Annotated in this window: 21 protein-coding genes; 6 read left to right on the top strand and 15 right to left on the bottom strand. The window is 63.4% G+C overall.

All coding sequences use genetic code 11. The features are described from left to right. Window positions 1-15: 15 nt before the first annotated feature. Window positions 16-246 (bottom strand): DUF1161 domain-containing protein, encoded by a 231-nt coding sequence (locus ACODS1_RS23085; protein WP_489087475.1) that lies wholly within the window; start codon window positions 244-246, stop codon window positions 16-18. Between the two features lie 63 nt (window positions 247-309). Further along, window positions 310-1,371, bottom strand: coding sequence for an aminopeptidase (locus ACODS1_RS23080; protein WP_489087474.1), 1,062 nt, complete (start codon window positions 1,369-1,371; stop codon window positions 310-312). A 112-nt stretch (window positions 1,372-1,483) separates the two neighbouring features. On the opposite strand from ACODS1_RS23080, the gene ACODS1_RS23075 reads away from it, so the two are divergent. Beyond that, a complete protein-coding gene (locus tag ACODS1_RS23075; protein WP_322981898.1) occupies window positions 1,484-1,906 on the top strand; it encodes a PA0061/PA0062 family lipoprotein in 423 nt (140 codons plus the stop codon). 22 nt (window positions 1,907-1,928) lie between these two features. Here ACODS1_RS23075 and ACODS1_RS23070 read toward each other — a convergent pair whose 3' ends face one another. Further along, window positions 1,929-2,354: an OsmC family protein gene (locus ACODS1_RS23070; RefSeq protein ID WP_489087473.1), complete on the bottom strand. Its 426-nt coding sequence runs from the start codon at window positions 2,352-2,354 to the stop codon at window positions 1,929-1,931. An 87-nt stretch (window positions 2,355-2,441) separates the two neighbouring features. Then, window positions 2,442-3,443: an LLM class flavin-dependent oxidoreductase gene (locus tag ACODS1_RS23065; protein WP_489087472.1), complete on the bottom strand. Its 1,002-nt coding sequence runs from the start codon at window positions 3,441-3,443 to the stop codon at window positions 2,442-2,444. 246 nt (window positions 3,444-3,689) lie between these two features. Here ACODS1_RS23065 and ACODS1_RS23060 point away from each other — a divergent pair, with 246 nt between their 5' ends. Together ACODS1_RS23060 and ACODS1_RS23055 are read left to right on the top strand one after the other, a co-directional pair. Continuing rightward, on the top strand, window positions 3,690-4,661 hold the full coding sequence (locus ACODS1_RS23060; protein WP_322981896.1) for a TAXI family TRAP transporter solute-binding subunit: 972 nt from the start codon (window positions 3,690-3,692) through the stop codon (window positions 4,659-4,661). A gap of 129 nt (window positions 4,662-4,790) precedes the next feature. Beyond that, window positions 4,791-7,340: a TRAP transporter permease gene (locus ACODS1_RS23055; protein WP_489087471.1), complete on the top strand. Its 2,550-nt coding sequence runs from the start codon at window positions 4,791-4,793 to the stop codon at window positions 7,338-7,340. A gap of 60 nt (window positions 7,341-7,400) precedes the next feature. Here the strand turns inward: ACODS1_RS23055 and ACODS1_RS23050 are convergent, their stop codons facing one another. The 3 genes from ACODS1_RS23050 to ACODS1_RS23040 all read right to left on the bottom strand — a co-directional run bounded on the left by ACODS1_RS23050 (window position 7,401) and on the right by ACODS1_RS23040 (window position 10,532). Continuing rightward, window positions 7,401-8,525 carry a PilT/PilU family type 4a pilus ATPase gene (locus ACODS1_RS23050; RefSeq protein ID WP_489087470.1) on the bottom strand — a complete coding sequence of 375 codons (1,125 nt, stop codon included), beginning with the start codon at window positions 8,523-8,525 and terminating at the stop codon, window positions 7,401-7,403. Window positions 8,526-8,664: 139 nt separating this feature from the next. Next, window positions 8,665-9,426: a TerC family protein gene (locus tag ACODS1_RS23045; protein ID WP_489087469.1), complete on the bottom strand. Its 762-nt coding sequence runs from the start codon at window positions 9,424-9,426 to the stop codon at window positions 8,665-8,667. A gap of 236 nt (window positions 9,427-9,662) precedes the next feature. Further along, window positions 9,663-10,532 (bottom strand): AEC family transporter, encoded by an 870-nt coding sequence (locus ACODS1_RS23040; protein ID WP_489087483.1) that lies wholly within the window; start codon window positions 10,530-10,532, stop codon window positions 9,663-9,665. A 107-nt stretch (window positions 10,533-10,639) separates the two neighbouring features. On the opposite strand from ACODS1_RS23040, the gene ACODS1_RS23035 reads away from it, so the two are divergent. After that, complete coding sequence (locus tag ACODS1_RS23035) at window positions 10,640-11,044, top strand: GFA family protein (RefSeq protein WP_489087468.1); 405 nt, start codon at window positions 10,640-10,642, stop codon at window positions 11,042-11,044. A 68-nt stretch (window positions 11,045-11,112) separates the two neighbouring features. On the opposite strand, the gene ACODS1_RS23030 is transcribed toward ACODS1_RS23035, so the two are convergent. The 8 genes from ACODS1_RS23030 to ACODS1_RS22995 form a co-directional block, all read right to left on the bottom strand. Further along, on the bottom strand, window positions 11,113-13,068 hold the full coding sequence (locus tag ACODS1_RS23030) for a DUF7844 domain-containing protein (RefSeq protein ID WP_489087467.1): 1,956 nt from the start codon (window positions 13,066-13,068) through the stop codon (window positions 11,113-11,115). Then, the gene (locus ACODS1_RS23025) at window positions 13,065-13,385 is read right to left on the bottom strand and encodes a DUF2388 domain-containing protein (protein WP_489087466.1); all 321 of its coding nucleotides are present in this window, start codon (window positions 13,383-13,385) and stop codon (window positions 13,065-13,067) included. Before ACODS1_RS23025 ends, ACODS1_RS23030 begins: the two co-directional genes overlap by 4 nt. Window positions 13,386-13,515: 130 nt before the next feature. Beyond that, complete coding sequence (locus ACODS1_RS23020) at window positions 13,516-13,839, bottom strand: DUF2388 domain-containing protein (protein ID WP_322981889.1); 324 nt, start codon at window positions 13,837-13,839, stop codon at window positions 13,516-13,518. A gap of 332 nt (window positions 13,840-14,171) precedes the next feature. Beyond that, window positions 14,172-14,387, bottom strand: a complete 216-nt coding sequence (locus ACODS1_RS23015; RefSeq protein ID WP_322981888.1) for a DUF1127 domain-containing protein — start codon at window positions 14,385-14,387, stop codon at window positions 14,172-14,174. Window positions 14,388-14,743: 356 nt separating this feature from the next. Then, window positions 14,744-16,180, bottom strand: a complete 1,437-nt coding sequence (locus tag ACODS1_RS23010; protein ID WP_489087465.1) for an NAD(P)(+) transhydrogenase (Re/Si-specific) subunit beta — start codon at window positions 16,178-16,180, stop codon at window positions 14,744-14,746. 2 nt (window positions 16,181-16,182) lie between these two features. Continuing rightward, window positions 16,183-16,497, bottom strand: a complete 315-nt coding sequence (locus tag ACODS1_RS23005; RefSeq protein WP_037054628.1) for an NAD(P) transhydrogenase subunit alpha part 2 — start codon at window positions 16,495-16,497, stop codon at window positions 16,183-16,185. Window positions 16,498-16,508: 11 nt separating this feature from the next. Further along, window positions 16,509-17,630, bottom strand: a complete 1,122-nt coding sequence (locus tag ACODS1_RS23000) for a Re/Si-specific NAD(P)(+) transhydrogenase subunit alpha (RefSeq protein ID WP_489087464.1) — start codon at window positions 17,628-17,630, stop codon at window positions 16,509-16,511. 470 nt (window positions 17,631-18,100) lie between these two features. Beyond that, window positions 18,101-18,997, bottom strand: a complete 897-nt coding sequence (locus ACODS1_RS22995; protein ID WP_489087463.1) for a LysR substrate-binding domain-containing protein — start codon at window positions 18,995-18,997, stop codon at window positions 18,101-18,103. Between the two features lie 181 nt (window positions 18,998-19,178). Between ACODS1_RS22995 and ACODS1_RS22990 the strand changes: the two genes are divergently transcribed. Both ACODS1_RS22990 and ACODS1_RS22985 read left to right on the top strand, forming a co-directional pair. Beyond that, the gene (locus ACODS1_RS22990; RefSeq protein WP_322981883.1) at window positions 19,179-20,357 is read left to right on the top strand and encodes an acyl-CoA dehydrogenase; all 1,179 of its coding nucleotides are present in this window, start codon (window positions 19,179-19,181) and stop codon (window positions 20,355-20,357) included. A gap of 58 nt (window positions 20,358-20,415) precedes the next feature. After that, on the top strand, window positions 20,416-21,639 hold the full coding sequence (locus ACODS1_RS22985) for a CaiB/BaiF CoA transferase family protein (protein WP_489087462.1): 1,224 nt from the start codon (window positions 20,416-20,418) through the stop codon (window positions 21,637-21,639). Window positions 21,640-21,785: the final 146 nt, after the last annotated feature.

Genomic DNA, 21,785 nt, shown 5'->3' with positions numbered 1-21,785 from the left:
GACAGGTGGCGGGTTTCAGTCGTTCTTCTGGTAGACGATCTTTTTGCTGCCGCCTTCGCAGCTGCCGACCACCATGCTCTGGTCGGTGACTTCGTCTTTGGACACGATCTCCAGGGTGTAGCTGGGGACGTTGTTGGCCTGGATCTTCACTTCGATTTCCTGCTTGAGTTCTTCGCAGGGTTTGGTCGCGGCCAGCGCGCTACCGGCGAGTAGCATCAGGGCCAGGGCGGGGATCAGTCGTTGCATCGCTTGTACCTCCGGTGTTGGGCGAAACCTGAGTAGGTTGGACTGGCAATTTGCCCAGCAGTTCTAGTCGTTTTGCAGCAGGCTTTCCAACCTGGCCTGACGATCTGCGTCCGGGAGCCGACCAAGCTGCGTCACGGCAGCGTAGAACGCGTTCCAATCCCGTCCGTGCTTCTCGAACAACGCAGCAAAAGCCGGCACCCACTGGTCGTACAGGCCAAAGGGCAGCAGCTTGGCGTTGTTCAGCGGGCTGTCGATCCAGGCGTCATAACGGCCCTGGCCGCCCCATTCACGCTGACGCAGCGCCCGATAGTCACGGCGCAGGCGCTCGAATTCGGCCCGCTTGGCCGCGCGCATGTCCTGTTCTGGCAGGCCACTGGCATAGAGTTGGCGCAAGCGCTCGCGGCTGGCCAGTACCAGCTCGACGAACTGCTGGCGCTGGCGATCATCGCTGGCCGGAGGTGTTTCACCTCGCGCCACATGCCACTGACGCAGCCCCTCGCGCTCGACGAAGGTGGCGAAGGATTCGTTGAAGGCGGTGTCGCCGGCCAGGTAGTACTGCTGGTGTGCCAGCTCATGGAAGATCACCGCCACCAGGCGCTCGTCGTTCCAGCGCAGCATGCTGCTGAGCAGCGGGTCGTCGAACCAGCCCAGCGTGGAATAGGCTTCCACGCCGCCGATATAGGTATCCAGGCCCTGTTGACGCAATAGCGCCGCCGCGCCTCGTGCCCGCCCTTGCTGGTAGTAGCCGCGATAGGCGACGCAGCCGGCGATCGGGAAGCAGTGCAGCTTGGGGTCGAGGGAGAACTCCGGGGTGGCGAAGACGTTCCAGACCACGAAGGGTCGATGCAGGTCGGCGTAGAGGCGATAGCTGCGGTTGTCCGGCAGGTGCAGGTGGGCGCTGGCGAAGTCCCGTGCGGTTTGCGACAGGCGCAGGCGTTGGGCCAGCTTCGGGTCGGTGGCAGGGTCGGCGAGCAGGCGCTCGACAGGTTCGCGCGCATGCAGCAGTTGCCACTGGCCCTGGCCGAGATGGGCGTAATAATCCAGGGTCGAGCAGCCGCATAACAGCAGGGCCAGCAGGGGAACCGCCAGGCGGCGCAGGAAGTCGATAGGGGAGACGTCAGGCATGCACTCACGCTAGCCGATCCGCTCGGCTCGCGCATCGTCTTTTGCGTGCTTCGTCTCGGTTTCGCCGGCCTCCCGGTGTAGGCTGGTGTCTGAACCCTGATCGGAGGTCGCCATGCGCGCCCTGCTATTCGCTCCTGCCCTGATGGTGCTCACTGCCTGCGCTTCGCCCCTGCCCAAACCCGACCCGCAGCAGGCCTGGGTCGAGCTGTATTCCACCGCCGATACCTTGCTGATGGCCGACCGCCTGGATGACAAGCGCTGGCCGGATGGTCGCTACTTCCAGGTCACCCCTGGCGAGCATGAATTGCAGACGCGTTTCCAGTTCGAGGTACGCAGCGGCGCCACCTTGGGCATGCAGAGCGAGCCGCTGCGGATGACCTGCGAGATCACCCTGCATTACAAGGATTTCGCCCCCGGCCAGCGTTATCGCATCGAAGCCCGGCCGTGGCTGATGAAGGCGCAGGCCTGGCTCTACGATGAACAGCGCAACGTGCTGGCGCGGGGTGAAGTGGAGCGCTGCGGCACGGCGATCTGAGTCACGCGCCGCCGCTATCGATTCAGCTGTCGAGCACGACTTCCAGGGTGATCTTGGCGTTGAGTAGCTTGGAGACCGGGCAGCCGGTCTTGGCGGTTTCCACGGCCTGCTCGAAGGCAGCGCGGTCGGCGCCGGGAATTTTCGCCTGCAGTGACAGGTGCACGGCGCTGATTTCGAAGCCGCCTTCGACCTTGTCCAGGGTCACTTCGGCCTTGGTGTCGATGCTTTCGGCGGTCATGCCGGCCTCGCCCAGTTCCTTCGACAGGGCCATGGAGAAGCAGCCTGCGTGAGCCGCGCCGATCAGCTCCTCGGGATTGGTGCCGGGGGCGTTCTCGAAGCGTGTGTTGAAGCCGTAAGGATTGTCCTTGAGGGCGCCGCTCTGGGTGGAGATGGTGCCCTTGCCGTCCTTGATGCCGCCTTGCCAGTGGGCCGATGCTGTCTTCTTCATGCGCGTTCTCCCATTGCTTGATGGCGGGCCGCCCGGCTGGCGGCCCTTGTGCATTGAGAGGGCGCTGGCGCGCACAAGTTCGACGGTTTAGGCGTTTTGCAGCTCGGCGAGAATGTCGAAGGCGTGTAGGCGGTCGGCGAAATCGTACATGTCGCAGGTGAATATCAGCTCGTCCGCTTCGGTCTGCTCCAGCAGCTGTTCCAGACGGCTGCGCACGGTCTGCGGCCCGCCGATGGCGGCCAGGCCGAGGAACTCGCTGACCGCCTGGCGCTCATGCGGCAGCCACAGGCCTTCCATACTCGCTACTGGCTTGCGTTGTACCAGGCTCTGGCCACGGATCAATGCGAGGATGCGCTGGAAGGCCGAAGTAGCCAGGTACTGCGCCTGCTCGTCGCTGTCGGCTGCCAGCAGCGGCACGCCGAGCATCACATAGGGTTTGTCGAGCACGGCTGACGGACGGAAGTGGTTGCGGTAGGTGCGCACCGCCTCGTGCAGGTAGCGCGGGGCGAAGTGCGAGGCGAAGGCATAGGGAAGGCCCTTCATGCCGGCGAGCTGGGCACTGAACAGGCTGGAGCCAAGCAGCCAGATCGGCACTTCGGTGCCTGTGCCGGGCATGGCGATCACCCGCTGGCCTTCCTGCCGTGGGCCGAGGTAGGCCTGCAGCTCTTCGACATCATTGGGGAAGTCCTCGGCGCTGCCATCGCGGCTGCGGCGCAGGGCATGGGCGGTGTACTGATCGGCGCCCGGCGCACGGCCCAGGCCTAGTTCGATCCGTCCGGGGTAGAGGGTCGCGAGGGTGCCGAACTGCTCAGCGATCACCAACGGGGCGTGGTTGGGCAGCATCACACCGCCTGAACCCAGGCGGATTTTCGAGGTGCCGGCAGCCAGATAGCCGAGCAGCACGGCGGTAGCGGAGCTGGCAATGCCGTCCATGTTGTGGTGCTCGGCCACCCAGAAACGCTCGAAACCGAGGCGCTCTACATGCTGGGCCAACGCCAGCGAATTGTGCAGGGCCTGAGCGGCGTTGCCATCGTCGCGAATCGGCGCCAGGTCGAGGGTGGAGAGCTTGATGGAGGCCAATCGGCTCATGGGGAGTCTCCTCGTTGCGGGCCGTCCACTGTACGGTTTTGTGCCTTGGGCACCAAGTCGAACGGCTGAAAAGCCCATTGCAGAGCGGTTTTAGCTAGCAGCGCAGGGCCGCCTTACACAAGCGGTTACCAGCCGTTGGCCGCATCAGGGGTGCATTCTCGTCTTGAGCGGTTAGACTTCACGGTTCCCGTCCTGTGCCCACGAGGTGCAGGTCGGCTCCACAAAAACAGAAAAAGGAGATTTCCCATGAAAGGCAAATCCTTGGCATGGGCTCTGTCTGCCGTACTCGCAGGCACCACCCTCGGTGGTATGGCACAGGCTGACGAGAAGTTCGTCACCATCGGCACCGGCGGTCAGACCGGCGTCTATTACGTCGCTGGCCAGTCCATCTGCCGTTTCCTCAACCGTGGCTCGGCTGAGCACGGCATCAAGTGCAACGCACCGGCCAGTGGCGGTGGCGTGGCCAACGTGAATGGCATTCGCAGCGGCGAATTCAACTTCGGCATCATGCAGTCCGACCACCAGTTCAAGGCACTCAAAGGTGCGGCGCCGTTCGAGGCCGAAGGCCCGATGGAGGACATCCGCGCGGTGTTCTCGCTGCAGAGCGAGGTGTTCACCATCCTGTCTCGCCGCGATGCCAACATCAAAAGCTTCGATGACCTCAAGGGCAAGCGCGTCAACATCGGCAACCCGGGTTCCGGTCAGCGTGACACCCTGGAAGAGATCATGGCCGTCAAAGGTTGGGATCGTTCCGCCTTCGCCCTGGCCGCCGAGCTGAAGCCGGCCGAGCAGGCCAGCGCGCTGGGTGACAACAACATTGACGCCATGACCTACTTCGTCGGTCATCCCAACGGTGCGATTCAGGAAGCCACCACCACCACCGACGCCGTTCTGGTACCGGTAACCGGCGCTGAGATCGACAAGCTGCTGGCCGAGAAGACCTACTACACCAAGGCGGACATCCCTGGTGGCCTGTACAAGGGTAACGACCAGCCGACTCCGTCCATCGGCGGCAAGGCCGTGCTGTCCACCAGCGCCAAGGCTGACCCGGAAGTGGTCTACCAACTGGTCAAGTCGGTGTTCGACAACATCGACCGTTTCAAGCGTCTGCACCCGGCATTCGCTGACCTGAAGGAAACCGACATGATCAAGGTTGGTCTGACCGCGCCGCTGCATGAAGGCGCCGTGCGTTACTACAAGGAACGCGGCTGGATGTAAGCCGTGCAGCCCGCCAGCCCCGGTTGGCGGGCACATTGTCCGATTCGCTTCTAGCGTTAGAGAAACCCGCGTGGCGCAGGCCTGCGGGTTTCGCCGTTTTCCGATTCATTCGAATGCAGGTTTCACTCCATGCATGACAAGCAACTGTCCACCGAAGATCTGATCGCCCAGGATGTCGGCGCCCGTATGCCTGCGGGGCCGATGGCGCGTGTCATCGCCGGGCTGGCGCTGCTCTGGTCGCTGTTCCAGTTGTGGATCGCGTCGCCGCTACCCTTCATCTTCGGCTTCGGCGTGCTCAACGATACCCAGACCCGTGCCATTCACCTGGCCTTCGCCTTGCTGCTGGCGTTTCTCGCCTATCCGGCGTTCAAGCGCTCGCCACGTGACCGCGTGCCTCTGCTGGATATCGCCCTCGGCCTGGTCGCCGCAGCCAGCGCTGCCTATCTGTTCATCTTCTATCAGCAACTGGCGCTACGCCCTGGCAGCCTGACTACGGAAGACCTGATCACCGCCTGTATCGGCATCCCGCTGTTGCTGGAAGCGACCCGCCGCGCGCTTGGCCCGCCGCTGGCGATCATCGCCCTGGTGTTCCTCATCTACAGCCTGGCCGGCCCCTACATGCCGGGCCTGCTGGCGCATCGCGGGGTGAGTTTCCACGCGTTGGCCAACCACCAATGGATCACCACCGAAGGGGTATTCGGTATCGCCCTCGGCGTATCGACCAGCTTCGTGTTCCTCTTCGTGCTGTTCGGTGCGCTGCTCGAGCGCGCCGGCGCCGGGCATTACTTCATCCAGCTGGCTTTCAGCCTGCTCGGCCATTTCCGTGGCGGCCCGGCCAAGGCGGCGGTGCTGGCCTCCGGTCTGACCGGGATGATTTCCGGCTCGTCCATCGCCAACGTGGTGACTACCGGCACCTTCACCATCCCGATGATGAAGCGCACCGGGTTTTCCTCGGAGAAGGCCGGCGCGGTCGAGGTGGCCTCGTCGGTCAACGGCCAGATCATGCCGCCGGTGATGGGCGCAGCGGCCTTCCTGATGGTCGAGTACATCGGCATGCCCTATGTCGAGATCATCAAGCACGCCTTCCTGCCGGCTGCGATTTCCTACATCGCGCTGCTCTACATCGTCCATCTGGAAGCGCTCAAGCTCGGCCTGCAGCCCATCGGCAGCGCCCAACCCAAGCCCTGGCTGCGCCGCCTGACCGGCTTCGCCTTCGGTGCGGCGCTGATCAGCGGTATTTCCCTGGCGGTGTATTACGGCCTGGGTTGGCTCAAGCCGGCGCTGGGCGACTATGCCTTGCCGGGCATCGGCGCCTTGCTGGCCGTGGTCTATCTCGGTCTGCTGAAAATCGCCGCCAGCGTGCCGGTGCTGCCAGCCGAAGACCCCAATGCGCCGCTCGAAGAGTTGCCCGAGACGCGCGCCGTGCTGCTTTCCGGCCTGCACTTTCTGCTGCCGGTGGTGGTGCTGGTCTGGTGCCTGATGATCGAGCGCCTGTCGCCCGGTCTGTCGGCGTTCTGGGGCAGCGTGATGCTGGTGATCATCCTGCTGACGCAGCGCCCGCTGCTGAGCTGGATGCGCCAGGATGGCAGCCACGACCACGGCACCTTCAAGGATGGCGTGGTCGACCTGCGTGAAGGCCTGATCGCCGGTGCGCGCAACATGATCGGTATCGGCATCGCCACGGCGGCGGCCGGCATCATCGTCGGTGCGGTGTCGCAGACTGGCGTCGGCCTGGTGCTGGCCGATCTGGTCGAGTTGCTGTCGATGGGCAACCTGCTGCTGATGTTGATGCTGGTGGCAGTGTTCAGCCTGATTCTCGGCATGGGCCTGCCGACCACCGCCAACTACATCGTGGTGTCCAGCCTGCTGGCGCCGGTGGTGGTGGCGCTGGGGCAGCAGAACGGGCTGATCGTGCCGCTGATCGCGGTGCATCTGTTCGTCTTCTACTTCGGCATCATGGCCGACGTCACGCCGCCGGTGGGGTTGGCCTCGTTCGCCGCGGCGGCAGTGTCCAAGGGTGACCCGATCAAGACCGGCCTGGTGGCGTTCTTCTACAGCCTGCGCACCGCCGCGCTGCCGTTCCTGTTCATCTTCAACACCGACCTGCTGCTGATCAACGTGGACTTCTGGCACGGCGTGCTGATCTTCATCGTGGCGACGGTGGCGATGCTGATTTTCGCCGCCGGCACCCAGGGTTTCTTCCTGGTGCGCAGTCGCTGGTACGAGAGCGTGCTGCTGCTGCTGGTAGCCTTCAGCCTGTTCCGTCCGGGGTTCTGGATGGACATGCTGCACGACCCGTACCGCGACATCCCGCCGGCGCAACTGGCGCAGGCGCTCGACAGCGTCGAGGATGGCAGCTCGCTGCGTGTGCGCGTGCGCGGTGAAGACAAGGTGGGCGACCCGCGCGAGTTCGTCGTGCTGCTGCCGGTACCGGCGGGGGCCGATGGCCAGGCGCGCCTCGACAAGCTGGGGCTGATGACCTACGAGGACGGCGACAAGATCCTGATCGACAGCGTTGCCTTTGGCAGCCCGGCCGCCGAAGCCGGCCTTGAGTTCGATCAGCAGATCCTCAGCGTTCGCGCGCCGACCGAGCGTTGGCCCAAGGAGTGGATGTGGCTGCCAGCCTTGCTGCTGTTCGGCCTGATCGTCTGGCTGCAGCGTCGTCGTAAGGAAAGCTGACGCGCCGCGTGTCACTGACAAGGCAGCCTTCGGGCTGCCTTGTTCGTTTCTGCGCCATGCTCAGCCGTCGCGCAGTACTTTCATCTCGGCATCGTCAGCGGCGAAGCCGCGTTCGAGTTTGAACTTGAGGCTCAGGTCGGTGCGCGAGTCGGCGAACTTCAAGGCTTCGGCCAGACTGATGCGCCCGGCTTCGAGCAGGCTGAACAGGTGCTGGTCGAAGGTCTGCAGGCCTTGTTCGGCGGCGCGGGCGATGGCTTCGCGTAGTTCCTCCAGCTCGTCGCGCTGGATCAGGTCGCGGATATAGGGTGTGCCGAGCATCAGCTCCACCGCCACCACGCGCTTCTGCGCGATGCCCGGCACCAGGCGCTGACCGACCACGGCCAGCAGGTTGTGCGCGACATCGGCCAGCACCTGTTTGCGCGCCTCGTCGGGGAAGAAGCGGGCGATGCGTTCGATGGCGTGGCTGCTGCTGGTGGCGTGCAGCGTGGCCACGCACAGGTGACCGGTCTCGGCGTAATGCAGGGCGTGCTGCATGGTGGCGGCGTCGCGGATCTCGCCGAGCATGATCACGTCCGGTGCCTCGCGTAGCACGTTACGCAGGGCATCGGCGAAGCTGTGGGTATCCAGGCCCACTTCGCGCTGGTCGATGATCGAGCGCTGGTGGCTGTGGAGAAATTCGATGGGGTCTTCGATGCAGACGATATGCCCGCTGCGGTGGCGGTTACGGAAGTCCAGCATCGCCGCCAGGGTGGTGGACTTGCCCGAACCGGCGGCGCCGGTGACCAGAATCAGCCCGCGATCCTGCAGTGCCAGCTTCTCCAGCATCTTCGGCAGGCCGAGCGCCTCGAAGCCGGGAATCTGGCTCTTGATCAGGCGCACCACCATGGCCACTTCGCCGCGCTGGTAGTAGACGTTGACCCGATAACGCCCGGCGCCCTGCAGGCTGACAGCCAGGTTCATTTCCAGATCGCGCTCGAACTCGGCGATCTGCTTCTGGCTCATCAGTTGGTAGGCCAATTGCTGCACTTCACCGGCCTTGAGCACGCGCTGGCCAACGGGCTGGCTGTGGCCTTCGACTTTCATGTATGGCGGCGCGCCGACGCTGAAGAACAGATCGGAGCCGCCGTGCTGGTGCATCAGTTGCAGATAGGGGAAGACGTCGAGGGTGTCGCTGGCATCGCTCATCGGCATGACCCTGTTGAAGATCGAATGCCGGCAAGCATAGTTATCGCCAAGGGCCTTCGTGCTGAGCGTGATCAATGGTCAGCGCGGCACCTACGAAAACGGGGCCTCATGGGCCCCGTTGTCTGGTCAGCTATCGGCCTTACTGGCCGGGAATGTCCTTGCGCAGCTTGACCGGGTCTTCCTTGCGCCCGCGCAGCACGCGCATGCGGATGTTCAGCGCTTCCACGCCCAGCGAGAAGGCCATGGCGAAGTAGACGTAACCCTTGGGCACGTGCACCTCGAAGGCTTCGGCGATGAGCACGGTGCCGACCACCACGAGGAAGGACAGCGCCAGCATCTTCAGCGACGGGTGCTTGTCGATGAAATTGCTGATGGTGCCGGCCGCCAGCATCATCACCAGTACGGCGACGATGATCGCCGCGACCATCACCGGTACGTGGGAGACCATGCCGACGGCGGTGATCACCGAGTCCAGGCTGAACACGATGTCGATGATGGCGATCTGGATGATGGTGCCGATGAAGTTGCGCGCAGCGCCGTTGCCTGCGGTTTGCTCGGCTTCTTCTTCGCCTTCGAGGCTGTGGTACATCTCGGTGCTGCTCTTCCACAGTAGGAACAGGCCGCCGAAGAAGAGGATCAGGTCACGCCCGGAAATGCCCTGGCCGAACAGATCGAACAGGTCGTTGGTCAGGCGCATGATCCAGGTGATCGACAGCAGCAGGCCGATGCGCGTGACCATCGCCAGGGCCAGGCCGAAGAAGCGCGTGCGCGCCTGCATGTGCGGCGGCATACGCCCGACCAGAATGGCGATCATGATGATGTTGTCGATGCCGAGGACGATCTCCAGGGCTGTCAGGGTGAAGAAGGCGACCCAGATTTCCGGGTTGGTGAGCCATTCCATATTCGATTCTCGTAAACGCTGAGGGGAGCCACGCACGGCTGGGCGGCGCATGTTACACGGCTGCTGACGGTTCTTGAATTTTGCGGGTTGGCGGCAGCGACGAGCGGCCGTGCACCATGTCAGAAGCGCCTGGGCGTGACCTGTCTTGTTGTTGTCGGTTGCCGCTGCGTTGTGGCGCAGGGCCGCATCATCCTAGGTGTGGCCGCTTTCGCACAGCTTTCAGTCGCGGCGCCGTGTCAGGGCGCCAGAGCCGCCATCACCAGCAGCAGGCTGCCCGCCGCCAGTAACGTCTGCAGGGTGATGATGCCGGCCATCAACTGGCTGTCGCCGCCGAGCTGGCGGGTCAGTACGTAGGCAGTGGGCGCAGTGGGCAGGGCGAAGAACAGCACCAGCACGGCGCTTTCCATGGGCGGCAGGCTCAGCCCCCAGGCCACGCCCCAGGCCAGCAGCGGCATGGCCAGCAGGCGCAGGGCGCTGTTCCAGCCCAGCGCGGGAATCTCGCCGCCCAGTTGTTCGGGCTTGAGCGCCGCGCCGACGCAGAGCAGGCCCAGCGGTAGGCTGGCGGCGGCCAGCAGGCTGAGCAGGCGGTCGCTGCCGCCGGGCAGGCCGATGCCGGTCAGGTTGAACAGGGCGCCGCCGACACAGGCGAGAATCAGCGGGTTCTTGACGATCGGCAGCAACAGGCTGCGCGCGCTGACACCGCGCTCGGCGGTCAGCGACCACACCGACAATACGTTCACCGTCGGCACCATCAACGCCAGCATCAACGCGGCCAGGGTCAGCCCCGGTTGGCCGAACAGGCTGCCGACAGCGGCCAGGCCGAGGTAGGTGTTGAAACGCAGGATGCCCTGGCTGAAAGCGCCGAAGCGCCCGGCTGGCCAGCCGCGTAGACGGCGCACCAGCAGCAGGGCGAGCCAGGCGATACCCAGGCCGAGCAGCACGGCCAGGGCCAGGCGCGGCAGGGCCGGGTTGTTCAGCGGCGCCTTGGCCAGGCTGGAGAACAGCAGGGCGGGGAACAGGATGAAATAGTTGAGGCGCTCGGCGCCGGGCCAGAAGGCCTCGCTGGGAAACTCGCGTGAGCGTAGCCAGTAGCCGGCAACTATCATGGCGAACAACGGCCACAGGGCCAGCAACAGATCGATCACGGGAACCCCCGGTGGTGGTGAACGCCTATCTTGGGCAGCAGGGCGGGGCAATGCAAGAAGGAGGCGGAATGAGCGAGCGTCATGAAGGGGGCTGCCAGTGCGGCGCCTTGTGTTATCGCATCGAGGCGTCGTTGCACGACAGTGCGCATTGCCATTGTTCGATCTGCCGGCGCAGCACGGGTGGCATTCTCACCACCTGGGTCACGGTGCCGCGTCAGGCCTTCCAGTGGTTGCGTGGCACCCCGAAGGTTTTCGCCTCGTCGGCCAGTTGCACGCGCTATTTCTGCGGTGACTGTGGCGCGCACCTGGCCCTGTTCACCTCGCTAAGCCCGGATACGCTGGACGTGACCGTGGCGACGCTGGATGAGCCCGAGCAGGCGCCGGCGGATCGGCATATCTGGGTCGGCAGTCGGCTGCCCTGGTTGATGGTCGACCCGCTGCTGCCGGAAGAGAACGAAGAGATCATTCCTTAGGATCTCGATCCGTAGCCCGGATGCAATCCGGGGACTGTGCAGAATGACTTCCCGGATCACTCACGAGGTTAGGGCAATTGCAGCCCGCCGCTGGCCTTGTGCAGCGCGCGCAGGTGGTCGCCCAGGGCCACCAGATTGGCCTCGTTGGCTTCCAGTTCGGCCAGGCGCTCGGGCAGCAGCAGGCTGCGTACCTCGCCATCCAGCTCGTCGCTGAGCTGGCGCAGTTGCTGCTGGCGCTCGCGGCTGCTCGCCTCCAGGCGCTCCCATTCCTGCTGCTGGGGCAGCCCGTAACCGCCTTCGAGCAACTCAGCAGGGCGACTGAGAAAGCCACTGTTGGCGAGTATCTGCTCCAGCGCGACGCCCGCCTTGTTCAGGCTCGGATCGCTTGCCGCGCGGCCGGTCAGGTAGCGGCGCTTGAGTTCGTCCTGAGCCAGCAGCAACTGGCGGCGCAGGGCAGCCTGTTCCAGCAGCAGCAGGGCGGCACTGGCGCGCAGGTCGGCCTGGGCGAACCACTGCTGGCGCTGCTGCGCGGGTTGCTCCAGCCAGGTTTCCACGCTGTCCTGAGTGATCGGCAGGCGCTGGCGCAGTACGGCGAACATGGCCTGGTAGCGGTCGCGGAAGGAGTCGAAGCGGTAGCCCAGGCGCAGGGCTTCGCGTGGGTCATCCAGCACCGAGGTGTCGGCCAGGCCGCGCGCCGCCAACAGTTCCAGCAGGCCGTTGGGCATGATGCTGTCGAGGGCTTGCAGGCGTGGATTGCCGGTACCGCTGCGCAGCAGCTTGAGCGTCTCGACCGCACAGTTGTTGGAAATGAAGTAGTAGTCGCCGTCGTAGCTCCAGTGCTGCTCGGCCGATCGCGCCACCAGCGCCTCCAGCTCGTCACGCGACAGGCGCAGCGGCACCGAGGCCAGGCTGCGCAGCTCGACCTTGGTGTATTCGTCGATCACCTGCTCCAGCGGTAGGACGAACAGGCGCGAGGGGTAGGCGCCGGTCAGGCCGTCCCAGCTCGACAGTTGCACATCGCCGACGAAGGCGCGGTAGGACAGCACCAGATGCTGGTCGAGATCCAATCGGCAATCCGGGCCGCGTGGCCGCCCGGGAGCGCAAATCACCAGGCGCAACATGCTGTGGCCCCAGCGGCTCATCCAGGCGTCGTTGGCTTCGGCCAACAGGTAGTCCACCGCGTAGACCCGCTCGGGGTCGATGCGCTCCAGCGGTTGGCGAGCGAAGTCGCGCCCGGCATTGAGATAGGCGTAGCCCTCGGCACAGGGCTGGCCCGGCGGCGCCCAGTCGAAATGTTCGCGGAAATAACCCGCCAGCGACGGGCGGCGGCAGGCATAGCTGGGGTCGAGCAGGAAGTATTCGAGGTTGACCGCGACGAACTCCAGCGGGTTGCTCAGCTCGTAGCTGTCCGGGCTGCGGGCGACTTGGCCGTTGTCATGATCACGGGCGCCACGTTGGCCGACTCGTTGTGGCCAGCCGGCCAGGTCGAGCAGGCGTGGATCGTCGCTGAGGGTGAAGCGGCGTTCGGTCTGCCCGCGGCACTCGTCCGGCAGGCCGACCAGCCCTGTGGATTGGGCGCGTTGCCGGCATTGGCTGATCTGCCGGCGTTGCGCGGTAGGCCAGAGCCGGGCGCGGTCGTACAGGTGGGTCAGTTCATGGATCAGCGTGGCAAGCAGTTCACGACGTTGGCTGCCGTGTGCTCGCCCAGTCAGGTTGCGCGCTGCCGAGCCGTCGACCAGCGCGGGTAGCAGGCTGGCGTTGAGCTCGATGCCGGTGGTGCGGCCGACCTGGCCGTAGACAGCGGCGTCGAGGCCTTCCTGCCAGCGTACTGGCACCGTGCGGTCGAGGCGTTCGACGAAGACTGGCGGTAAGGCCGCCCGCGCTTCGTCGAGCAGGGCCTGGCTGGCCTGGCGCTCGGCCTCGTTCAGGCCGTGGCTATCCAGTTCCAGCCTGAGTGCCGCCTGGGCATGGGCCGTAGCCAGGGTCAGCAGCGCTGCCCAGCACCAGGCGGCGAGGCGAATCACAGCGCGAGAATGGCTTCGGCCAGTTGCAGGTCGCTGGCTGTCTGGGCTTCGGGCAGTTGCTGGCGCAGGGTTTGCAGCGCCGCTTCGAGCTGGGCACCGCGAATTTCACCGGAGCTGGCGACGAAGCTGGCCGCGTCCTCGCGGGCCTGGGTCACCACCTTCATGTCGCGTATCGAGGTGGTGGTATCCGAGGTGAAGTTGATGCTGCGATCCAGGGCACGCACCACGATGTTGCTGGTGGCGACCACGGTTTGCGCCTGGGTGAACGCGCTGAACAGGGCGCAGACGGTGGCGGCGGCGATAAGCGAGCGACGCATGGGATGACTCCGGAGAACGACGATTGAGAGCTTGGACGAAGCGGTCGATGGGCAGTTCCGTGGCGCCGTGTGCTTCGTCAACGGGCGCTAAGGCTAGCGGAATCGCCGTGCAGGGCCAAGCCGATGTCGATCAGCTTCCGGGCCGCGCCAGAATGGCTTCGGCCAGTTGCGCATCGCTGGCATCCGGGTGACGTGGCCGCAGCACTTGCAGAGCTGCTTCGAGGCGTGCGCCACGCAGGCTGCCGGCGCTGGCAACGAAACTGGCGGCATCGTCACGCGCGGCGCGCACCACCTTGGCATCGCGCAGGGAGCTGGTTGCGTCGGAGAGGCTGTCGACCGTACCGGCAGCGGCGCCCAGCAGGGTGTCGGTGGTGGCCACCAGGCTGCTGGCATGCGCGCCGCTTGCCAGGCCCAGAGTCGTCAAAAGGGCGATCAGGGATTTCTTCAGGTGCATGAGGCTGTACTCCGGGAAACGGGCCCCAGTGGCCCGCGGCCGCAGCTTAGCCCAGTACGGCAGGTGGCTGCATTGCTGGCGCTGCGCCAGAGCGGTACGGAAATGCATCGCGGCGTTCGCTCTAGATGGTAAGTGGCGAGCATCGCCGAGCGAGCGGACAGGCTGTACGGGCAGATACAAAGAGGGACGAAGACGCGTATCCAATCCAGCAGTGATGGTCACTGTACTGGCGGGTGGCGAAATTGCAGGGCGCAGATAAAACGAAAGCCCCACCGCAGCAGAGACGGTGGAGCTCTCAGAAGATCCCAGATGGGATGGAGCAAAGCGGTGTATCAGCGCCAGAACGGCTTTTGCAGTTCGCTGTAACGCTGATTTTCGCTGATGCCAGCGTCTGCCAGCAGGCGAGCATCCAGTCGAGCCAGTTGACGGCGGCTGACGATGCGGCGCTGCCACAGGGTGAGGGTGGCGATCAGGCGAAGCGGCCAGGGGGATTTGTCACTGGCAACACTGTGAGTTTGGAGCAGGGCGGAACTGAGGGTACGTTCCATGGTGGTCTTCCTTCCGCTTGTGGCGGGGTGTGTTTGCTGTCGATGGGTAAATTATCCCGAGCGCGCGCTCAACCCAGTAGTCACAGATGGAGAAAATTGTTGTGCTATTAGATAGGTTGCTTTGTAACTGTGTTGCCATTAATTGGACTATCTGTACTGGTGATAAGTGAAAAGACTGGGTGCAACCTTTATTGGCAGTGTTTTTAACTGGGTGCAACCCATAAAATATGGTCTTTCGAGCAGTACAGTTTGAAATTGATCGGTTGTTGTTTTTGACCTGTGAATCAATTTTTTCTGAGATCTCGGGCACAAAAAACCCGGCTCTAGGCCGGGTTTCCTGTCGGGGTGGTCAGCGTTTATTCGACGGCCTTGACCATGTCCTCGATCACCTTCTTGGCGTCGCCGAAGACCATCATGGTTTTGTCCATGTAGAACAGTTCGTTGTCCAGGCCGGCGTAACCGCTGGCCATCGAGCGCTTGTTGACGATCACGGTCTTGGCTTTGTAGGCCTCGAGGATCGGCATGCCGGCGATCGGCGACTTCGGATCGTTCTTCGCGGCCGGGTTGACCACGTCGTTGGCGCCGAGCACCAGCACCACGTCGGTCTGGCCGAACTCGGAGTTGATGTCTTCCATCTCGAACACCTGCTCGTAAGGCACTTCGGCCTCGGCCAGCAGCACGTTCATGTGGCCGGGCATGCGGCCTGCGACCGGGTGGATCGCATACTTCACGGTGACGCCGCGGTGGGTCAGCTTCTCGGCCAGTTCCATCAGTGCGTGCTGGGCGCGGGCCACGGCCAGGCCGTAACCGGGGACGATGACCACGGTATCGGCATTGGTTAGCAGGAAGGCGGCGTCGTCGGAAGAACCCGACTTGACGTTGCGCTCCTGTTGCGCGCCCGCCGGGCCGCCAGCATCGGTATCGGCGCCGAAGCCACCGAGGATGACGTTGAAGAACGAGCGGTTCATCGCCTTGCACATGATGTACGAGAGGATGGCGCCCGAAGAGCCCACCAGCGAGCCGGCGACGATCAGCATCGAGTTGTTCAGCGAGAAGCCGATACCGGCCGCCGCCCAGCCCGAGTAGCTGTTGAGCATCGACACCACCACCGGCATGTCGGCACCCCCGATGGGGATGATGATCAGCACGCCGATGATGAAGGCCAGTGCGACCACGATGGCGAAGGCGCGGATGTCACCGGTGAAGGTGAAATACAGACCCAGTGCCACAATGGCCAGACCGACCATCAGGTTGACCATGTGCTGGCCCTTGAAGACCACCGGGGCGCCCTGGAACAGGCGGAACTTGTACTTGCCGGACAGCTTGCCGAAGGCGATGACCGAACCGGAGAAGGTGATGGCGCCGATGGCGGCACCGAGGAACAGCTCCAGGCGGTTGCCGGAAGGAATGGCATCACCCAGTGCGGCGACGATACCCAGCGACTGCGGCTCGACGACAGCGGCAATGGCGATGAACACGGCGGCCAGGCCGATCATGCTGTGCATGAAGGCGACCAGTTCCGGCATCTTGGTCATCTCGACGCGCTTGGCCATGATCGAGCCCGCAGTGCCACCGACCAGCAGGCCGACGATGACGAAGCCGATGCCCTGCACGGCCAGTTCGGCGCCGAGCTTGTAGATCAGGCCGACAGTGGTGGCCACTGCCAGTGCCATGCCGACCATGCCGAACAGGTTGCCGCGTCGCGACGTGGTCGGGTGCGACAGACCCTTGAGCGCCTGGATGAAGCACACCGAGGCGACGAGGTAGAGAACAGTGATCAGGTTCATGCTCATGGTCAGTGTTTCTCCACAGGCGCTTTCGGCGCTTTCTTCTTGAACATTTCCAGCATGCGTCGGGTAACCAGGAAGCCACCGAACACGTTCACCGCCGCCAGCGCCACGGCCAGGGTGCCCATGGCCTTGCCCAGCGGAGTGACAGTGAGCGCGGCGGCCAGCATGGCGCCGACGATGACGATGGCGGAAATGGCGTTGGTCACGGCCATCAGCGGGGTGTGCAGGGCCGGTGTGACGTTCCACACCACGTGATAGCCGACATAGATGGCCAGCACGAAGATGATCAGGTTGTAGATACCGTCGGAAATCAGATCCATGTCCCTACTCCTTAGCCGTTCTTGCGCACGACTTCGCCGGCTTTGCACATCAGGCAGGCCGCGACGATGTCGTCTTCGAGGTTGAGCTGGAACTGGCCTTCCTTGTCGATTACGAGCTTGAGGAAGTCCAGCAGGTTGCGTGCGTACAGTGCCGAGGCGTCTGCCGGTACCAGTGCGGCCAGATTGGTGTGGCCGACGAAGGTGACGCCGTGCTTGATCACCACCTGATCGGCTTCGGTCAGCGGGCAGTTGCCGCCTTGCGCAGCGGCCAGGTCGATGACCACGGAGCCGGGCTTCATCTCTCGCACGGTCGCTTCATGCAGCAGCGTCGGTGCCTTGCGGCCCGGAATCAGCGCAGTGGTGATGACGATATCGGCCTGTTTGGCGCGTTCGTGCACGGCCTTGGCCTGGCGCTCCATCCAGGACTGCGGCATCGGTCGGGCATAGCCGCCCACGCCCTGAGCGCATTCGCGCTCCTCATCGGTCTCGAAGGGAACGTCGACGAACTTGGCGCCGAGCGATTCGATTTGCTCCTTAACCGCAGGGCGCACATCGGAAGCTTCGATCACTGCACCCAGGCGCTTGGCCGTGGCGATGGCCTGCAGGCCGGCAACGCCAGCGCCGAGAATCAGCACGCGCGCGGCCTTCACGGTACCGGCAGCGGTCATCAGCATCGGCATGAAGCGCGGGTAGTGGTTGGCGGCGAGCATGACGGCCTTGTAGCCGGCGATGTTGGCCTGCGAGCTCAGCACGTCAAGGCTCTGCGCGCGGGAGGTACGTGGCGCGGCTTCCAGGGCAAAGGCAGTGATGCCACGGGCATTCATGCGCGCAATGGTGTCGTTGCAGAACGGGTTGAGCATGCCGACCAGCACAGCGCCGGTTTTCATGTGCGCCAGTTCTGCATCGGTCGGTGCGACCACCTTCAGCACCAGATCCGCGCCGAGTGCGGCGGAGTCGTTGCCAATGGTGGCGCCAGCAGCTTCATAGGCGCTGTCCGGGATGCTGGCACTAATGCCTGCACCGGCCTGGACGGTCACCTGGTGGCCCTGGCCAACCAGCTTCTTGACGGTCTCGGGCGTCGCGGCTACCCGCGTCTCCCCAGCATGGGTTTCGAGAGGAACACCAATGTGCACTTCTAATCTCCTGCGTGATCTTTTTGGTGAACCGGTGCACTGCGCTGGCGCACTGGCGATTGGGGATCAGCACAAAACCTGCCGGATGATGGCGGGCGCGGCGATTGTGCAATCGAATGCAGACCCTTACAAGAAGTTATGGAGTAAAAAAAATGGATTACTACAAGTAATGGGTCTATGAGAGATTTTTATACTGCGTGCAGGCCGCGTCATTTCTGAGGGAGAGGCTGGTTTCACAGGCCTTAGCGCGTTTTTTATCATTCATCAGGCGAATGACCGTTGGTCGCATCGGCACAAGTGTGAAGAGTTGCGAACGGGAGCGTTCGAAATAGTGGAATGCCCCGAAAGTACTGGGTTGGCGCGGATTGACTGGAAGATGGCGTTGTAGTGTGACCCTTGCGTCGCTACTAGTCGCATGATGGTCTGTTTGTTGTTGTCTGTTTTGTTTTTGGCCGCCCCTGCCTGTTATTTCACTCGCTACGATAGGCCGCTGCCTGCTGCAGCAGCCAGTCACGAAAGGCCTTGAGTGCCGTGGATTCGGCCTTCCGCTCCGGCACCATCAGGTAGTAGGCGCGGTCGTTGTGGGGAACGGCGCGATCGAGCGCGACGACCAGACTGCCGTCTTGCAACTCGCGCTGAATCAGAAACGGCGGGATCAGGGCGACGCCCATCTCGTGCTGTGCTGCCTGTGCCAGCATGGAGAACAGTTCCAGGCGCGGGCCGGTCATGTCGCGCGCGACGCTCATGCCTTGGGCGGCGAACCATTGGCGCCAGGCATAGGGGCGAGTGGTTTGCTGCAGCAGAGGAAGTGTTGCGATGTGTTCGGCATCGACCGGGGTATCGCCCAGCAGCGCCGGACTGCAAACCGGTAGCAGGTGTTCATGCATGAGGAAGTGCGCTTCGGTACCTGACCACTCGGCATCGCCGTAATAGATAGCCGCATCGAAGTGAGTGTCGGCGAACAGGAAGGGGCGTGTACGGTTGGTCAGGTGCACTGTCACTTCCGGGTGCAACTGCTGGAAAGTCCGCAAGCGCGGCAGCAGCCACTGCGTACCAAAGGTCGGTACGACAGCCAGTTCGATACTGCTGGTGCCCTGGTTGCCCATCAGCGCCAGGGTGTCTCGCTCTACGGCATCGAGTTGCGCAGCCACCTTGCGGCTGTAGGCGACGCCCGCTTCGGTCAATACGACGCCGCGCCGTGAACGGCGGAATAGCTCGACATTGAGAAAGCTTTCCAGCCCGCCGATCTGCCGGCAGATCGCGCTTTGCGTCAGGCTCAGTTCATCCGCTGCCTTGGTGAAGCTCTGGTGGCGAGCGGCCGACTCGAAGGCTACCAGGGCGGCGGTGCTGGGGATCTTGCGGCGCATTTGTGCGAAAGCCTCATTCAACGATGTTTCATTCAGGCATTTAAGCTATCTCGAAGTGATAAAAAAGCACAGGTCTGTGCGAATTCTGCGTTTGTCCTGTCTCCACAGTGAGCCTAGGATCAATGCCATTCCTGGGTCGACTGGCTCGACCGATCATTCACCTGTTTCGAGGGTTCTCGCGATGGCCAAGGCAAGCTTCAACTGGATCGACCCGCTGCTGCTGGATCAGCAACTGACGGAAGAAGAGCGCATGGTGCGTGACAGTGCGCAACAGTTCGCTGACGACAAGCTGGCGCCGCGCGTGCTGGAAGCCTTCCGTCACGAGCAGACCGATCCGAAGATCTTCCGCGAGATGGGCGAAACCGGCCTGCTCGGCGCTACCATCCCCGAAGCCTACGGTGGCAGTGGTCTGAACTACGTGTGCTATGGCCTGATCGCTCGCGAGGTGGAGCGTATCGATTCCGGCTACCGCTCGATGATGAGCGTGCAGTCCTCCCTGGTGATGGTGCCGATCAACGAGTTCGGTAACGAGGCGACCAAGCAGAAGTACCTGCCCAAGCTGGCCAGCGGCGAGTACATCGGCTGCTTCGGTCTGACCGAGCCAAACCACGGTTCCGATCCCGGCTCCATGGTCACGCGTGCGAAGAAGGTCGAAGGCGGCTATCGCCTGACCGGCAGCAAGATGTGGATCACCAACAGCCCCATTGCCGATGTATTCGTAGTCTGGGCCAAGGACGATGCCGGCGAGATTCGAGGCTTCGTCCTGGAAAAAGGCTGGCAAGGCCTCTCCGCTCCGGCGATTCACGGCAAGGTTGGCTTGCGTGCATCGATCACTGGTGAAATCGTCATGGACAACGTGTTCTGCCCTGAAGAGAACGCTTTCCCGGATGTCCGCGGCCTGCGTGGCCCGTTCACCTGCCTGAACTCGGCCCGTTACGGCATCAGTTGGGGCGCATTGGGCGCCGCTGAATTCTGCTGGCACACCGCACGTCAGTATGTGCTCGACCGCAATCAGTTCGGTCGCCCTTTGGCGGCCAACCAGCTGATCCAGAAGAAGCTGGCCGACATGCAGACCGAGATTACCCTGGCTCTGCAAGGTTGCCTGCGTCTCGGTCGGATGAAGGACGAAGGCACTGCTGCGGTGGAGATCACCTCGATCATGAAGCGCAACAGCTGTGGCAAGGCATTGGATGTCGCACGCATGGCGCGCGATATGCTCGGCGGCAATGGCATCAGCGACGAGTTCGGTATCGCTCGGCATCTGGTCAACCTCGAGGTGGTCAACACCTACGAGGGCACCCACGACGTGCACGCGCTCATCCTGGGTCGTGCGCAGACCGGTATCCAGGCGTTCTTCTAAGTCGTTACGTCTCTCATTGATCCAGGGTGCGCCTGACGCACCCCCGCGGAGAATCTCCATGTCCGGTGCCCTGTCCCATATCCGTGTGCTCGATCTTTCTCGCGTACTCGCCGGCCCCTGGTGCGGGCAGATCCTCGGCGACCTCGGTGCCGAGGTGATCAAGGTCGAGCGGCCGGGAACCGGTGACGACACTCGGCATTGGGGGCCTCCTTACATAAAGGACGCCGAGGGTAACGATTCGCGCGAGGCGGCTTACTTCCAGAGCGCCAACCGCAACAAGCAGTCGCTGACCTTGGATTTCACCCAGCCCGAGGGGCAGCGCCTGGTGCGTGAACTGGTCGCCCAATGCGATGTGCTGCTGGAAAACTTCAAGGTGGGTGGTCTGGCCGCCTATGGCCTCGACTACGAGTCGCTGAAGACGATCAATCCGCGCCTGATCTACTGCTCCATTACTGGATTCGGTCAGACCGGCCCCTATGCCAAGCGCGCGGGTTACGACTTCATGATTCAGGGGCTGGGTGGCTTGATGAGCCTGACGGGCCGACCGGAAGGGGAAGAAGGCGCTGGGCCGGTGAAAGTCGGGGTGGCGTTGACCGATATCCTTACCGGGCTCTACGCGACCGTGGGGGTGTTGGCCGCGCTCAATCAGCGTGAGCAGTCCGGCGTTGGTCAGCATATCGATGTGGCGCTGCTGGATGTACAGGTCGCCTGTCTGGCCAATCAGGCCATGAATTACCTGGCAACCGGTGTATCGCCCAAGCGTCTGGGTAATGCGCATCCTAATATCGTCCCCTACCAGGACTTCCCCAGCGCGGATGGCAATTTCATCCTGGCCGTGGGGAATGATGGGCAGTTCCGCAAGTTCTGCGAGGTGGCGGGTATCGCCGGTCTTGCCGATGATCCGCGCTATGCCACCAACAAGGCGCGTGTGGCCAATCGGGCTGAATTGATCCCGCAACTTCGTCAGGTCACCGTCTTCAAGACAACGGCGCAGTGGGTGGAGCTGTTGGAGCAGGCTGGAGTGCCCTGCGGGCCGATCAACGATCTGCAGCAGGTGTTTGCCGATCCTCAGGTGTTGGCGCGTGGTCTGCGTCTCGATCTGCCCAACGGTCTGGGCAGTGATACGCCTCAGGTCGCCAGCCCGCTACGCCTGTCTGCGACACCTGTAGTCTATCGCTCGGCACCGCCGCTGCTGGGTGAACACACCGATGCCCTGCTGCAGCGCTTGCTGGGGGTGAGCGAAGAGGCAATTGTCGAGTTACGTACGGCAGGGGTGATCTGAGCGTTTTGCCCTCTATATATAGGAGGCGGGAAGACGGCTGATCCGATATGCGCAACTTTTTGCATATCAGGGGTTTACAGCTCGTTCTGGTGATGTAGAATGCGCGCCACTTCAGCGATGAAGCGCTTCAAAAACTTCTTGTTAAT

It is taken from the genome of Pseudomonas sp. FG29 (assembly GCF_057809355.1).
The sequence above is the reverse complement of the archived record's forward strand: the minus strand, read 5'-3'. Positions and strand labels throughout refer to the sequence as shown.

Coding starts and splice junctions, on each gene's coding strand:
- ACODS1_RS23040 (WP_489087483.1), bottom strand. CDS start 10,532: ATGATAGTTGCCGGCTACTGGCTACGCTCACGCGAGTTTCCCAGCGAG.
- ACODS1_RS23020 (WP_322981889.1), bottom strand. CDS start 13,839: ATGCACCTGAAGAAATCCCTGATCGCCCTTTTGACGACTCTGGGCCTG.
- ACODS1_RS23015 (WP_322981888.1), bottom strand. CDS start 14,387: ATGGAACGTACCCTCAGTTCCGCCCTGCTCCAAACTCACAGTGTTGCC.
- ACODS1_RS23045 (WP_489087469.1), bottom strand. CDS start 9,426: ATGGAATGGCTCACCAACCCGGAAATCTGGGTCGCCTTCTTCACCCTG.
- ACODS1_RS23060 (WP_322981896.1), top strand. CDS start 3,690: ATGAAAGGCAAATCCTTGGCATGGGCTCTGTCTGCCGTACTCGCAGGC.
- ACODS1_RS23080 (WP_489087474.1), bottom strand. CDS start 1,371: ATGCCTGACGTCTCCCCTATCGACTTCCTGCGCCGCCTGGCGGTTCCC.
- ACODS1_RS23055 (WP_489087471.1), top strand. CDS start 4,791: ATGCATGACAAGCAACTGTCCACCGAAGATCTGATCGCCCAGGATGTC.
- ACODS1_RS23050 (WP_489087470.1), bottom strand. CDS start 8,525: ATGAGCGATGCCAGCGACACCCTCGACGTCTTCCCCTATCTGCAACTG.
- ACODS1_RS23005 (WP_037054628.1), bottom strand. CDS start 16,497: ATGGATCTGATTTCCGACGGTATCTACAACCTGATCATCTTCGTGCTG.
- ACODS1_RS23035 (WP_489087468.1), top strand. CDS start 10,640: ATGAGCGAGCGTCATGAAGGGGGCTGCCAGTGCGGCGCCTTGTGTTAT.
- ACODS1_RS23070 (WP_489087473.1), bottom strand. CDS start 2,354: ATGAAGAAGACAGCATCGGCCCACTGGCAAGGCGGCATCAAGGACGGC.
- ACODS1_RS23075 (WP_322981898.1), top strand. CDS start 1,484: ATGCGCGCCCTGCTATTCGCTCCTGCCCTGATGGTGCTCACTGCCTGC.
- ACODS1_RS22990 (WP_322981883.1), top strand. CDS start 19,179: ATGGCCAAGGCAAGCTTCAACTGGATCGACCCGCTGCTGCTGGATCAG.
- ACODS1_RS23010 (WP_489087465.1), bottom strand. CDS start 16,180: ATGAGCATGAACCTGATCACTGTTCTCTACCTCGTCGCCTCGGTGTGC.
- ACODS1_RS22995 (WP_489087463.1), bottom strand. CDS start 18,997: ATGCGCCGCAAGATCCCCAGCACCGCCGCCCTGGTAGCCTTCGAGTCG.
- ACODS1_RS22985 (WP_489087462.1), top strand. CDS start 20,416: ATGTCCGGTGCCCTGTCCCATATCCGTGTGCTCGATCTTTCTCGCGTA.
- ACODS1_RS23065 (WP_489087472.1), bottom strand. CDS start 3,443: ATGAGCCGATTGGCCTCCATCAAGCTCTCCACCCTCGACCTGGCGCCG.
- ACODS1_RS23025 (WP_489087466.1), bottom strand. CDS start 13,385: ATGCGTCGCTCGCTTATCGCCGCCGCCACCGTCTGCGCCCTGTTCAGC.
- ACODS1_RS23085 (WP_489087475.1), bottom strand. CDS start 246: ATGCAACGACTGATCCCCGCCCTGGCCCTGATGCTACTCGCCGGTAGC.